This window comes from Bordetella tumbae, assembly GCF_054780995.1.
Genome location: NZ_BAAGVG010000015.1, coordinates 389,403 through 403,731 on the forward strand (window position 1 = coordinate 389,403; position 14,329 = coordinate 403,731).

At 54.7% G+C, this 14,329-nt stretch carries 11 protein-coding genes; 10 read left to right on the plus strand and 1 reads right to left on the minus strand.

The features are described from left to right. Positions 1-40 precede the first annotated feature (40 nt). From pnp to ACYVI2_RS14215, 3 genes are all read left to right on the plus strand, one after another. Positions 41-2,200: a polyribonucleotide nucleotidyltransferase gene (pnp, locus tag ACYVI2_RS14205; protein ID WP_415821401.1), complete on the plus strand. Its 2,160-nt coding sequence runs from the start codon at positions 41-43 to the stop codon at positions 2,198-2,200. Between the two features lie 148 nt (positions 2,201-2,348). Continuing rightward, the gene (locus ACYVI2_RS14210; protein ID WP_415821400.1) at positions 2,349-3,074 is read left to right on the plus strand and encodes a hypothetical protein; all 726 of its coding nucleotides are present in this window, start codon (positions 2,349-2,351) and stop codon (positions 3,072-3,074) included. 35 nt (positions 3,075-3,109) lie between these two features. After that, positions 3,110-4,327 (plus strand): threonine ammonia-lyase, encoded by a 1,218-nt coding sequence (locus ACYVI2_RS14215; RefSeq protein WP_415821409.1) that lies wholly within the window; start codon positions 3,110-3,112, stop codon positions 4,325-4,327. Between the two features lie 23 nt (positions 4,328-4,350). Here ACYVI2_RS14215 and ACYVI2_RS14220 read toward each other — a convergent pair whose 3' ends face one another. Next, the gene (locus tag ACYVI2_RS14220) at positions 4,351-4,899 is read right to left on the minus strand and encodes a PIN domain-containing protein (RefSeq protein ID WP_415821408.1); all 549 of its coding nucleotides are present in this window, start codon (positions 4,897-4,899) and stop codon (positions 4,351-4,353) included. Positions 4,900-5,277: 378 nt separating this feature from the next. On the opposite strand from ACYVI2_RS14220, the gene ACYVI2_RS14225 reads away from it, so the two are divergent. The 7 genes from ACYVI2_RS14225 (at position 5,278) to ACYVI2_RS14255 (ending at position 14,301) form a co-directional block, all read left to right on the plus strand. Beyond that, a complete protein-coding gene (locus tag ACYVI2_RS14225; RefSeq protein WP_415821398.1) occupies positions 5,278-7,158 on the plus strand; it encodes a type VI secretion system Vgr family protein in 1,881 nt (626 codons plus the stop codon). Positions 7,159-7,184: 26 nt separating this feature from the next. Continuing rightward, entirely contained in the window at positions 7,185-8,198 is a 1,014-nt protein-coding gene (locus ACYVI2_RS14230; protein WP_415821396.1) for a hypothetical protein, read from the plus strand. A 54-nt stretch (positions 8,199-8,252) separates the two neighbouring features. Continuing rightward, positions 8,253-9,284, plus strand: coding sequence for a hypothetical protein (locus ACYVI2_RS14235; RefSeq protein ID WP_415821394.1), 1,032 nt, complete (start codon positions 8,253-8,255; stop codon positions 9,282-9,284). 3 nt (positions 9,285-9,287) lie between these two features. Continuing rightward, on the plus strand, positions 9,288-10,256 hold the full coding sequence (locus tag ACYVI2_RS14240; protein ID WP_415821391.1) for a hypothetical protein: 969 nt from the start codon (positions 9,288-9,290) through the stop codon (positions 10,254-10,256). Between the two features lie 28 nt (positions 10,257-10,284). After that, the gene (locus tag ACYVI2_RS14245; protein WP_415821390.1) at positions 10,285-12,885 is read left to right on the plus strand and encodes a DUF2169 domain-containing protein; all 2,601 of its coding nucleotides are present in this window, start codon (positions 10,285-10,287) and stop codon (positions 12,883-12,885) included. Beyond that, positions 12,882-13,922 (plus strand): pentapeptide repeat-containing protein, encoded by a 1,041-nt coding sequence (locus ACYVI2_RS14250; protein WP_415821389.1) that lies wholly within the window; start codon positions 12,882-12,884, stop codon positions 13,920-13,922. The genes ACYVI2_RS14245 and ACYVI2_RS14250 overlap by 4 nt, the downstream gene beginning before the upstream one ends. A gap of 103 nt (positions 13,923-14,025) precedes the next feature. Beyond that, positions 14,026-14,301 (plus strand): PAAR domain-containing protein, encoded by a 276-nt coding sequence (locus ACYVI2_RS14255; RefSeq protein WP_415821387.1) that lies wholly within the window; start codon positions 14,026-14,028, stop codon positions 14,299-14,301. The last annotated feature ends 28 nt before the right edge of the window (positions 14,302-14,329 follow it).

Sequence of the window (14,329 nt, forward strand, 5' to 3'; positions counted from 1 at the left end):
CGCAGCGGCCACGGTTTTTCATTTGTAAGGAATTCTCGTCATGTTCAATAAAGTGACTAAATCGTTCCAATACGGCCAGCATACGGTCGTGCTGGAAACCGGCGAGATCGCCCGTCAGGCCTCCGGCGCTGTGCTGGTGTCCGTGGACGATACGGTTGTATTGGCCACCGTCGTGGCTGCCAAAAAGGCAAAACCCGGTCAGACGTTCTTTCCGCTGACGGTCGACTACATCGAAAAAACCTACGCCGCGGGCCGTATCCCCGGCGGTTTCTTCAAGCGCGAAGGCAAACCCTCCGAAAAGGAAACCCTGACCTCGCGCCTGATCGATCGTCCGTTGCGTCCGTTGTTCCCCGAAGGCTTCTACAACGAAGTCCAAGTGGTACTGCATACCCTGTCGGTCAATCCCGACATCGATCCCGATATCCCGGCCATGATCGGCGCCTCCGCTGCTTTGGCGATCTCGGGCATTCCGTTCAATGGTCCGATCGGCGCCGCTCGCGTGGCCTACATCGATGACCAATACGTGTTGAACCCCACCGCGTCGCAACTGAAGTCGTCCAAGATGGACCTGGTGGTCGCCGGTACCGAAAATGCCGTGCTGATGGTCGAGTCCGAGGCTCAGCAACTGTCCGAAGAAGTCATGCTCGGCGGCGTGGTGTATGGCCACGAGCAAATGCAGGCTGCCATCAACGCCATCCACGAGCTGGTGCGCGAGGCTGGCAAGCCCGACTGGGAATGGCAAGCTGCTCCCAAAAACGAAAGCCTGATTGCCGCAGCCTCCACGGCTGCCCAAGACAGCTTGGCGGCGGCGTATCAGATTCGCGAAAAGCAGGCCCGCACGACGAAATTGCGTGAAGCCTACGCCGACGTGCATGCCAAGCTGGCCGAGCAGGCCGCCGCTGCTGGCCAAGACGCTCCTGACGCGGTCGAAGTCGACAACATTCTGTTCGACCTCGAGGCCCGCATCGTTCGCGGTCAGATCCTGAACGGCGAGCCCCGCATCGATGGCCGCGACACCCGCACCGTGCGCCCCATCAGCGTGCGCCTGGGCGTGTTGCCGCGTGCACACGGCAGCGCCTTGTTCACCCGCGGTGAAACACAGGCTCTGGTGATCGCTACGCTGGGCACCAAGCAAGACGAGCAGATCATCGACGCGCTCATGGGCGAATACCGTGACCGTTTCATGCTGCACTACAACATGCCTCCGTTTGCGACCGGCGAAACTGGCCGTATCGGTGTGCCCAAGCGCCGCGAAATCGGCCACGGCCGTCTGGCCAAGCGCGCCTTGGTGTCGCTGCTGCCTCCCCATGAGGATTTCCAGTACACCATCCGTCTGGTGTCGGAAATCACCGAGTCCAACGGCTCCTCGTCGATGGCGTCGGTGTGCGGTGGCTCGTTGGCTATGATGGACGCCGGCGTGCCGCTCAAGGATCACGTGGCCGGTGTGGCCATGGGCTTGATCCTGGACGATGGCAAATTCGCTGTCCTGACCGACATCCTGGGTGACGAAGATCACCTGGGCGACATGGATTTCAAGGTGGCCGGTACGCAAAACGGTATTACCGCGCTGCAGATGGACATCAAGATCCAGGGCATCACCAAGGAAATCATGCAGGTTGCGCTGGCCCAGGCCCGCGAAGGCCGCCTGCACATCCTGGGCAAGATGACCGAGGCCCTCGAGGGTTCGCGTGGTGAGCTGTCGGCCTTTGCGCCGCGCATGCTGACCATCAAGATCAATCCGGAAAAGATCCGTGACGTGATCGGCAAGGGCGGCGCTACCATTCGCTCCCTCACCGAAGAAACCGGCACCCAGATCGACATCTCCGATGACGGCACGATCGTGATCTCCAGCGTGGACGAGGCTCAGGCTAAAGAAGCCCAACGCCGTATCGTCGAGCTGACCGCGGATGTCGAAGTCGGCCAGGTCTACGACGGTTCCGTCCTGCGCCTGCTGGATTTCGGCGCCATCGTGCAAGTGCTGCCGGGCCGTGATGGCTTGCTGCACATCTCGGAAATCGCCAACTACCGCATCGCCAACATCAACGATGTGCTCAAGGTCGGCCAACAGGTCCGCGTCAAGGTCATCGAGGCTGATGACAAGGGCCGTCTGCGTCTGTCCATCAAAGCCATCGGCGGGATCGAGCAACAGCAGCAACCCGGTGCTGAAGCCGCCCCTCAATCGGCGCCGCAAGCTGAATAAGCTTTGCGTTTCTTGAGCAAAAACGGCACCGCGAGGTGCCGTTTTTGTTTTGTTTACGGTAAATTCCTGGACGCGAGGATGCAGGAACATGGGGTGCCTGCCACGACACGACGGAGCACTCATTGGTCAGCACAGGAATCATACGGGCATGAGGTGCCCACGGTGGGTAGCCTGGATGTGTGCGAGCGGCAGCCTGTTGTGGCTGGCCGGCTGTTCGCTAGGTCAGCCCGAGGCGGTTGGACCGGAAAGCGAAACGATGTCCATGGATCAGTTTGCACAAACTGATTTCAACCGGACCGTCACCCTGGAAATTCGCGACAACCTGGACAGCCTGTACAGCCTGTTGGACAAGCTGTATCGCCGCAATCCCCGCGAATGGCGCAAAGCCGGTGTCTCCACACAAGAGGCAGCCGTGGCCCGAGTGCGAAAAATGATCGAAACCCGCACACCGCCTGCCGACCTGAGTGGGTTACGCGATATTCAGATCCTGGCTGTCTCGCTAGATCCTGCTTATACCCGCGACCGGGTCGCTGCCTTTATTTATGGCCTGGCAGATACACTGATCGCTGCCCACAACGACAAAACGCGTATTTACGTGTCCGATGTGCTGCATGGGCAACGGGTCTACAACGCCGCGCGCAACGTCGAGGCTGCTGCCTGGTTGCTGGCATCTCGCCGCAATCTGGCGGGTGAGCCTTTGTTATTGGCCAACGAAATATCGCCCACCGTCACCAACCTCAGTTTCGAGCGCGAATTCGGCGCCATTATTGGCCGACTGGATTTGATTGCCAACCTGTTGGGCGAGAACGACCGGCGCATCGGGATCAATTATGCGCAGGGACTATTGTTCTTTAATTTCCTGCCCGTGCGCTGAGGATTTACACTCAGGAATTCTGATTGGATTCGACCGTGATCGATCTCGCCGCCATACAAGCCGCCCGAGCCCGTCTACAAGGGCAAGTGCATAAAACGCCGTTTACGCACTCGCGGACGCTCTCCGATATCCTGGGCGCCGAGATCTGGCTGAAATTCGAAAACCTGCAGTTCACCGCCTCGTTCAAAGAGCGCGGTGCGTTAAATCGAATGCTGGCGCTGACGCCGCAGGAGCGCAGCAAGGGCGTCATTGCTGTGTCCGCCGGAAACCACGCGCAGGGCGTGGCCTATCACGCGCAGCGCATGGGTGTGCCTGCCGTGATCGTCATGCCGCGATTCACGCCTACGGTCAAAGTCGCCAATACGCGGCGTTTCGGCGCGGAAGTCGTCCTGCATGGCGATACCTTTGACGATGCGCAGGCGCATGGCTACGAACTCGTGCGTGAGCGTGGCCTGATCATGATCCATCCCTACGACGACGAGGCCGTCATCGCGGGGCAGGGCACCCTGGCGCTGGAAATGCTGGAGGACCAGCCGGACCTGGACGCCATGGTCATCGCCATCGGTGGCGGTGGCTTGATCAGCGGCATTGCGACCGCTGCGAAAGCGATCAAACCCGGTATCGAAGTCGTCGGCGTACAAACCGAGCGCTTTCCGTCCATGTACGCTGCCGTGAAGGGGGCATCGATGACGCCTGGGCATTACACGATCGCCGAAGGCATCGCAGTGAAATCCCCTGGCGTCATCACCCAAGAAATCGTTCGCCGCACCGTCGATCGTATCGAACTGGTCAGCGAGAGCGATATCGAGCACGCTATCGTCGTGCTCCTGGAAATCGAGAAAACCGTTGTCGAGGGCGCGGGAGCAGCCGGCTTGGCCGCACTGCTGCGCGATCAAGCCGAAGGCGGGCAACGTTTTCGCGGCAAACGCGTTGCGCTGGTGCTGACCGGCGGCAACATCGATCCGTTGATGCTGGGTGAGTTGATCGAACGCGGCATGGTGCGCGCGGGCCGCCTGGCGCGTATCCGGGTGGATTTGCGCGACTTGCCCGGCGCCTTGGCGCACGCCACCAAACTGATCGCAGATGCCCAGGCCAACATTACCGAGGTGCATCACCAACGCGCCTTTACCGCGCTACCGGTACGGAACGTCGAAGTCGATTTCGTATTACAGACTCGCGGTCCTGAGCATATTCAGGAAGTGATCGATATATTGAACGCTGCAGGATTTGCGGCGAGCAATCACGACCATTGAACGCCCTGGCGGGCGTCTCAGTTTCATAGACCGTCGCGAGCGACCAGCGCCTTCAGGCGATATAGCCGCTCGCGATGCAGTGTCGCGTCCAGCGGTTCCGGATCCCGGCCCAGCGCAATATAGTCCGCCGGTATCGCCCGAATCGACTCTCGCAACTGGTCCGCATTGTCTTGCCACCACTGCGACAACAATTTATCCGGGTTAAATACGTCCAGCCCCTGGCGTCGCAGCTCAGAACGGCGAAAGTCCTTCAGATTCCAGGTGGTCACCAGTACCTGGGGCGGTTGTTGCAGCCCGCAACGCGCTCGCCGCGCCAGTCCCGCTGCAATGACATGAAAATCCTTGGGATCGCTGTAACGTAACCCGGCTTCGTAGATCTCCAGATCGTGTTCTGTCGCTTGCGGAAAGCGGTCATTCATCTCCGCCCATTGCATTTCCAACACATCCAGAGGGATCGCCCATAGCCGGGCGGCATTTCGGCGCCATTCCTCACCGATACGTTCGCTCCATACGGGCTGGTAAACCCCGTGAGCAGCCAGGCTCAACATCAGGCGGCGCATGATGCCGGACATCAGCACGCAGGCGTCCAGCACAACAAAGGGGGGCGAAGCAGGGGGAAGGACGGGCACGGCAGGTGGCGCCAGGCAGCGCCTCAAAAATGGTGACGGCCGTCACTGTAACAGGAACGCGTTCAGGCTTTGTGGTAACAAGAGGTAGCCGCTGGCCGACGCGCTCTATTGGGCAGATTCTTCTGGCGTTTCAGACAGTTATAGATTCGTTGCATCTATTAGGGAAAACCGCATTGAGTCCCTATTTTTCTTCCAGTAGTTTGCTTTGATTAGTCTATAACGGGCCATTGTGCGTGGTTTACATGACATTGGGATGAACATCCTGGATGGTCAGTCGTGTGGTCGCGGCAACGGGTCGGAGATAGTCTCTGGAGAAAGTTTGTGGATATTCCTAGCGTCCTTCAGTCTCGCCCCATCATTGCCCATACGGCAGTAGACGGCCTGACATTCCGGCAAATGGCAGGATATGAGGGCTTGTCGCAACTGTTCGAATTCGAAGTCGAGCTGCTGGCTGACAATTTCAACCTGGATTTGAAACAACTGCTGGGCAAGCCGTTGACCCTCGAATTAGCCACCTCATCCGCGAAACGTTACCTCGGCGGGCAAGTGGTGCGTTGCGTCATGGTGGGCCGCGAAAACAGCGTCTCGCGCAATTACATATATAAAGCCACGGTCAAGCCATGGCTCTGGTATCTGACGCAGACCTCGGATAACAAGATATTCCAGCAGAAAAACATTCCCGACATTATCAAAGAGGTGCTCGGGGAATACGGGTATCCGTTCGAGATGAAACTCACGGGCAGCTATCGCTCGTGGGAATACTGCGTCCAATATCAGGAAACGGATTTTGCCTTCATCAGCCGCCTGATGGAGCACGAAGGGATTTACTACTACTTCAAGCACGATAAAGACCAGCACACACTGGTCATGACCGACGATATTGCCTCGCATAGTCCGGCGCCCGGTTACGAGACGATTCCCTACTATGGGCCCGACCGGGTAGCGACGCCGCAGGAAGAGTGCATCTCGATGTGGGAAGTCTCGGCGCAGGTGACACCTGACGGCTATGCCACGGTGGACTACGACTTTACGAAACCGGGGGCGAGCCTGGATGCCATGTCCAAGCGCAAAGGCGGCTCAGAGCCGGGCAACCTCGAAATGTTCGAATGGCAGGGCGGTTTCCAAGAGGCCCAGCACGGCGAGCAATACGCTCGTATTCGCCTGGAGGAATTGCAAAGTATTCAGGAACAAAACTTGGGGCTGAGCAACGCCCGGGGCCTGGCGCCGGGGCATTTGTTTACCCTGCGAAATCATCCGCGCAAAGCAGAAAACCGCGAGTATCTGGTGGTGATGGTGAACTACCGGATGAGCGTGGGCGGCTATTCCAGTGGGAGCGGTACTGAGGAGTTTTACGAGGAGTCATTCTCGGCTCTGCCGTCGAACGTGCAATATCGCGCGCCTCGCACGACGCCGATTCCTCGCACCCACGGCCCGCAGACGGCGCGTGTGGTCGGACCGGCGGGCAAGGAACTCTGGACCGACAAATACGGCCGGATCAAAATCCAATTCCACTGGGACCGCTACGGGCAGAAAAACGAAAGCAGCTCGTGCTGGGTGCGGGTATCGAGCCCGTGGGCCGGTGGCGGATTTGGCGGGTTGCAGCTGCCGCGGATCAATGACGAAGTGGTTGTCGATTTTATCGGCGGCTGCCCGGATCGGCCGATCGTGTTGGGGCGTGTTTATAACGCCAACAACATGCCGCCAGTGGAGTTGCCGGGCGGGGCAAATCAGAGTGGTTTCCGCAGCCAGTCGGTGTATGGCGACCCGACAATGTGCAACAAGATGATTTTTGATGACACGCTGGGGTGTGAGTTGGTGCACCAACGGGCGCAGAAGGACATGAATAATGAGGTGGTGAATAATCACGACCACACAGTGGGAGGCGACTACACCGTCGATGTGACTGGCTTGTACTCGATTACTGCTGGCTCATTGCGCGTACATGTCAAAAAGACGACAGACCTTATCCGGGATGGCGCGACCACTGTCAATCAAAAGGCTTATTCCGAAGACACCAAGGGCACTGTGCTGAAAAAAACCCAGGGCGATGTTGTGACATCAACGACGGGGTTGTTGACGACCACGCAGACCGGCGTGCAGGCCGTGACTGAGATTGGTGCGGTGGGTCACTTCTTATCGGGCGCCTTTGGTTCGGTACAGATCGGGAATTTCAAGAAAACCATATTTGGTAATGTGGGCTGACTCGAGCGCCTTTTTGGAGACTCCCCATGTCGGACACGAATCTTGCTACCGAAGTGGTAGAGGGTGTCAATCAAGATATCAACAATCTGGGTACTAATCCACCTGCGGATGCCGTTAAAAACATTATTGCGGAGCATGCCAAGCTTGGCGCTAATGGGGATTCTGCGCTTGAAAGCAAAGCCGTAGATTTAGCGAATTCGTACTATGAGCAAGGGATGAAACCCGACGTTGCAGCCTCGGCCGCTGCAACGCAGGTATATCAGGAATCCATGGATGCTCGACCGTCTCTGGTCGAGCAACGCGATCAATTGTTGGGCTATCGGGATGCAAACAACAAGAAGGGCATTCCTGATTCTGGAGATATCCAACAATTCATCGATGCCAAGAACGCAAATTTGCCGGATGGTCAAAAAATATCCATGACCAGTGGGGCAAACAGCGCGTTAAATGATGCCCGCGATGCGATGAAAAATGCGGGGATGTCCCCCGAGCTCGCCGCCCAGGCACAGGCGGCGATTATCAATGCCGCCTCTGGCGGAAAGTTGCTACCCGCGGGCATCGATATTTATGGCAATCTGAAAGTAACGGTCTACGATTATGTGGACCTCGATTTTAAGAATTCGCAGATAAAGACGACCGTAGGTGATACGGTTTATACGCACACGGGTGACGTTGACGTTAATGCGAAAGACGTCAAGTTGACCGCGAACGCGATTGCTATTCTTGCGTCTGAAAAAGAAACGAATATCGTCACGACGAGGAAAGTGTCGGAACGCAGTGATTGTAGTTTTACGATGGCAACGACGTATTTCATGCACACGTCGGGATGTGAAAACTCGTTGGGTGTATTTGGTGTGGATCTGAGCTTGATCAACGCCAGTTATGCGACATTCAAGGTGGGTACGGCAGGTTATATGCGGACTCGTGGCCTGACCCGCGCGGGGACATTTGGCTTTGTGTATAAGAAATCAGACAAGATCAATAAAAAGGCCAACGACTTTTTGTTGGGTTTCGCGGCATTTCTCATCATTCTTCCGTAATGAAGCGCTTTATTATCGATTCGCCAAGCCGTGTTTTGATATCGAGAGATAGCCATGACTGATCCTTATCAGAACATCCCGCATGTCCTTCCGGGTTCAGATGCCGCTGCAGCTGTGGATGAAGTGAGCAATTATTTTGCCAATCAGGGCCCCGACTTGGATATTCCTGCGCTGCAGGACTTCGTGAAACAGACCATCGTCTCTCACGGCGGTGATCCGGTGACGGCGGCAGTGTCCAGCACCGCCGTGGGAGACCTGGCCACGAAAGATCCCGCTCAAGCACAAAAGGTGGCCGAAAATGTGGTCGGCATCACCTTGGCGGATCCTGCTGTGGCCAGCAGCAATGCGAAAGAGCGTGTGGCGGCGGCGCTGAAGGCGACGGGCGAACCGCTGGATGCATTGACGGCGCAGCAGCAAGAGGACATCGCGTTTAACGAAGCTAATGGTGTGTTGCGCAATGCAGGTGTTGTCGATGCGCAATCACAGCAGGATCTGCGTACCAAGATTCACCAATATATGGAGGAGGGCTCCAGCCCGGAAATGGCCGCTGCGGCCGCAGTGGCTGCAATCTTGGCGCAGAACATGGCCGAGGCGGAGTCCTTCTCGATTTTTGGCTACTTGACGATGATGGTGCACGGTGACGCGGAATATATCTTCAAGAACACTGAGCTGCTCAAGATAGCGGATTCGTCTATCCATACGAATTTGTCTAATACGACCTACAACATGAAGGCTAATAATTTTGTGGTCACGTGCGACACGATTAAAACATCGAGCAGCGGCGAAGACGTTCGAGCGCACGAGGGCGCCGCTGTAGGTAAGTATCTGGGCAGCTACGATTCATACGCGCAGAAAAGCTACTCCGTTAACCTCATCTATAAATACCGCTGGGGAGGGAGAGTCAAAAGCCTGGCCGTAGCGACTGTCACCGAGACATTGGGACGGGTGTATCTAGCGGTATTTGATTCCGATCTGGTGTGGAATAGCAAAGTCAAACTGAAGTTTAAGGATCATCGAAAATCCGCCGCTGAAGTCCGGGTATTCGGGAAGAAAATCATCTCGACGGCAAAGGCTTTTCTCAAATAGATTATGTCGCTTCCTTTTAATGTCATTCCTGGCTCCGATGCCGATAAGGCCGCACAGCGGATCGGTATGGTGGACCTCACGCCTGGCAACATCGGAACAGAAGTTTCCGACGTACTGAAGGATTATGGCGTCGATCCCCTGACAAATGCTGCGGCCTCTGAGACAGTAACTCAACTAGCCAAAAACAATCCCAACGCCAATTTGACCGAGTTGGCTCAAGGGGTTGTGGGCAGTGCGGTTGCTGACCCAAATGTGGCGGGAAATAAGGCCAAGCAGCGTGTTCTGGATGAAGGCAAGGATGTCAATGCCAGCGACCAAAATGATTTGGCGGTGACTGCGGCAGGAGAAGAAGCGGAAAAGGCGGGAGGCGACAAGAATGTCGCGAGGGCCAAGACGAAGGAAGCCCTTAGTGAGGGCTTGCCGCCGGCGTTAGCCGCACAGGCCGGAGCGGCGGTGGCCGTTGCCATTGCTGTAGCTCAAAATCCAAGCGCACCCGGGCTGGAGATTTTCGGCTATCTGAAGGCGATGGTACAGGGTCTCGTGACAGAAACATACCTGGGCAACGAGACAAAGACCGTGACGAACAAGACGGACTGGAAGATAACGAATACTTATATCCAGACGACGACGTCCAAGCTCACGATCGATTGTTTGAACTACACCGCAACTGCAGATCACGATGAAAGCATCATCGACAAATCCAACTCCATCTATTGGGGGGGATACACGATGGAGTCTCCCAATCCAGTGTCCAAGAGTTTGCTTAGCCTTGGGTATTCTTCGATAACCGGGGCGTTTCATTGGCAGAAAACGGCGGCAATCGCACCTGCCAAAGAAATCGGTTTTCTAGGCGATTTCTATGTGGCCGCCGTGACGACCTTGAAAGAAGATCGGCACAACACAGCTGTCAAAAATTTCGTGTCCCGAAGTCTGATCAAACTATGGTCAGCAGGCAAACTGATATTTAAGTGAATGCATGAAAATAATAAAGCCGCTGCGCATGATGGTCATGCCGCGTCCATACCGATGGCGTAATGGGAAGTATCTGGCGGTCACGTTGGCCGTGTTGATCAAGCACGAGGGGGATCGCCCGCTAATCGAGCCGGAATATACATTGATACACGATATTCTGCCGGAATTGGATTCCGATGAGGTGCTGGATTTTGTCATGCCCAAGCCGCATCCGGAATATCTGGTCAGTGGCAACGCATATACCGCACATCAAGAGGATCAAACGCATTGTGTCGTTCGAGTGCGCGTTGGAACCAAAGAAAAAGATGGTCTGGTATTTGGCGACCGTTACTGGTTAGGGGACACCATCTCTGATCCTGTGCCGTTTGAATGTCAATCCTTGTCATGGGCCAACTCTTTCGGTGGGCCGTCCTTTCCCGATAATCCGCGTGGCACGGGGTTGGACGCAGTGGACGTCCAAGGAAACCAGGTTATTAGATTACCTAATCTGGAATCGTTGACGGATCGTGTTCATACCAAAGGCCAGCTTGTCGAGCCTTGGAATTTTGGCCAAATCAATATCGAATGGCCTGCCCGTATGAGCAAAATGGGCAGCTACGATGAGGAATGGGTGAGGACAGTCGGCACGGGCTTTTTCGACGATATGCAGCCCAGTGTATTCAATGCCGCGTCAGAGGATCAGATCTGGACGGAAAAAAAAGCATTGAACATGGACGAAACATTCGAGATCTGGAATATGCATCCCGATCTGCATTGTTGGTCCGGTACGCTCCCCAGTCTGAAAGCTCGCTGTTTTATTGAGCGGCGCGACACTCCTGGCCAGTTGGACGAAATGCCGATGCGGCCGACCACAGTATGGTTCGTTCCGCACAAATGCAGTTATGTGTTGTTGTTTCACGGGCAGCTTCCCATTGATGAGGATGACGCTTATGACGTCAATGCCATCATGGCGGGCATGGATCACATGGATAGTCCGCGCTCCATCGACGACTACCACACCATTTTTCAGCTACGCACTGACTCAGAGAAATCGGCACTGCACGCCTTGAGAGATCGCGAGCTGATGCCGGCCGATATGCTTGCGCCGTGGATCGAGAAAATACCATTGGACGACAACGCGGTGATTTCAAAGATGCGTCGCTTTGCGGAAAGTGCTGGTTATCCGCACGGCGCATTTGTCGGACCGATCAAGCCCATGTCGCTTGATGATCTGCCCGATTTGGTCGAGCAAAATGACAAAATGTTGGAAGACTCGCTGGAGGAATATAAACAGGATCGCCACGCGGATTTGGCCAGGTTGGACACGGATACGAGTATGTCGGAGTTCCAGCGTCGCTTGACTCGTGAAATTTATGACGGCCTGGATCGTTCGACAGAAAGAAGCCTTCCTCATATTCCAACGAGTGGCCCGCCAGATGTCGACGGGATGAGTGGTTTTTTGGGGTCTATGCAGACGCGACGCGAGATGCGCAGCGCGTTGGGAGTCGCCGAAGTTCCGTTTAACAAGCTGCATGACGCCTATGCTTATGGACGCCAGTCTCTATCGAAAATGTACTTGTACTCCGTGCATTATCAGGATGGTGTTGCTCGGGTGGGAGAGCATCGTGCCGTCAGACTGCGCGAGAAGGTGCTCAGACGTTATCGTTCCAGCAAGAATCTCAGCCAAATGAATCTGACAGGTGCTGATCTATCAAATATGGATCTGTCGGGTGCCGATTTCTCGGGAACTTGGTTGGAGGGGGCCGACTTTTCGGATACCAATTTGTCCGGCGCGATATTCAATGAGGCCGTGCTCGCTCGCGGCCTGTTCTTGCGGACCAACTTGGATGGCGCGCGCCTGACGAGCACCAATATCAGTGAGGCGTCATTCCAACAGGTTTCATTTCGTGATGCCGAGTTGTCTGATCTGATTGTCGAGGTGCGCACGTATTTTCGAAATTGCCATTTCGAAGGCACTACGATCAAGGACTTCAGTGCAAGCGATATGCAGTTCGAGCACACGCGTTTCAAAGGGGTGAAGATTGGCGACGTTTCTTTCGAGTCGTCGCAATGGACACAATGTGAGCTTGACCAGTGCCACTTTGACAAGATCGATATTAACGAGTCCGTGTTGCACGACGTGGTGATTTCGAACAGCACGATGACGAATTCCGTCTTTATGGAGACTCGGAATACGCATGTGCGGATTGTGAGTTCGTCATTGACGAAGGTGACATTCACAGAGGACGAGAAATTTACCGACTGTGTATTCGAGCACAGTCGTTTTATGCAATGCCTGTTTCGAGGTGTCGTATTCGAAAAATCCAGTATGCAGGGATCTTTCTTTGAACAATGCGATTTTTCTCTAGCGAGCTTGCAACAGTGTGTTCTGACCAATATACAGACGCCACAATCCCTGTTCATGCGCACCAACTTAGATATGGCGGATTTGTCGGACAGTAATTTGATGACGGGTAATTTTCAGAAATCCAGTTTTATTGGAGCCAATCTGTCTCATTGCAACCTGTTTCGCGCGGATATGTCGGAAACGCTGCTCGATGCGTCGACGATAGTCCATAACACTTATACGCAGCGTACCCGCGTCGCTCCCTATCGTGACAACCTCAGGGCAGCGAAGAGGTTGATATGAGTAGAGCATATATAGTCAGCCGTCGCGAGTCTGTCGAGCCGATACAGGGGGTGAGTGCTACGGGAGAGTCATTCAAAGATGATGATCTTAGCGGCATGGCTTTTTATAACGTGGATTTTTCGGCTACAGACTTTGACGGCGGTTCGTTAAAGGACAGCATGTTCTCGCATTGCGCGTTCAAGAATGCGGCCTTCCGAGGTACCGATATGTCAGGGGTGCGCTTTAATAACTGTGATTTTAGTCAGAGCAATTTTCAGGCATGTACGCTTGGCGAAGCAGACTTTTCCGAGTCGACCTTATGCGGCGTGCTGTTTGCCGAATGCCATTTGGACAAAATTCAATTCACCAATTGTGATGCCACCGGTATCAGCCTGAAAGAGCAACGCTTGACGGATGCGTATGTTGTCGATTCAACGTTAACCAAGGCAGATTTCAGTGGGGCGACGATTTCGGGCTCTATATTCTTGACGTTGGATATGCGCGAATGTGTCTTATCCAATATTACGATGAAGGATGTGGCGCTATCTGGCTGCAATTTGTCTGGGCATGACTTTTCCGGTTTGGATCTGTCTGGATGCCAGTTCAATGAGGCCATACTGAAAGAGGTGGATTTTTCCTCTTGCAAGCTGGCAATGTGCAATTTCAGTGACAGCAAGATTTCCAATACGAATTTTGCCGAGGCCGATGCGCGCAACGGCGTATTCATCAAGGCTGACATACACGAAACGGTATTCAGCAATGCCAAGCTGAGTCAGTCGATGTGGAACGGCGCTGTTGTGTATCACAGCAATTTTAGTGGCGCCCGCATTGATATGGGCGGGTTTGGCAAATCGTCATTTGAGAAATGCTATTTTGTTCAGGCCGATTTGCAGTATGCGGATTTTTCCTATGCCGTGCTGAATGATTGCAACTTTGACGATGTGACGTTGAATAGCACCCGGTTTCACCGCGCCGTGACGACGACGGATGTCAAGACACGCGTTGGTGCAATCGAAAAGGACGAAGAGCTATTTAGCGCGGAACTCTGGAACGTTTAAACGGGAGAACATGATGCCTTTTTGGGGATGCATGGGTAGCGGTAAAAGCATTGGACTTGGGCCATATATCACGGGCCCGTCCAAAAATGACATGCTGAGTTGCATGAAGCTGCCCACCACTAACATTTTCATTCAGAACAAACCTGCGCATAACCTTTACTCGGTGGCACCCATCACCATCGATATGCCGTCGAGTGTCGTCGGGGTGGCAACAGGGACATTGTTCATGTTGGGAGCGACAATTGCCTTGTTTTCTACAACGGTTGTGGCATGTGGCGGAATGGTCATTCGTTGGCTATGCCTAGCCCTGCAAAATTTCTGGAATACCTTGGGCTTGTATCTGAAAATGGATCAAAAGAAAGTCATCGTGCTGGCCTGATGTGCGCAGTCCGACACGTCATGGGTTT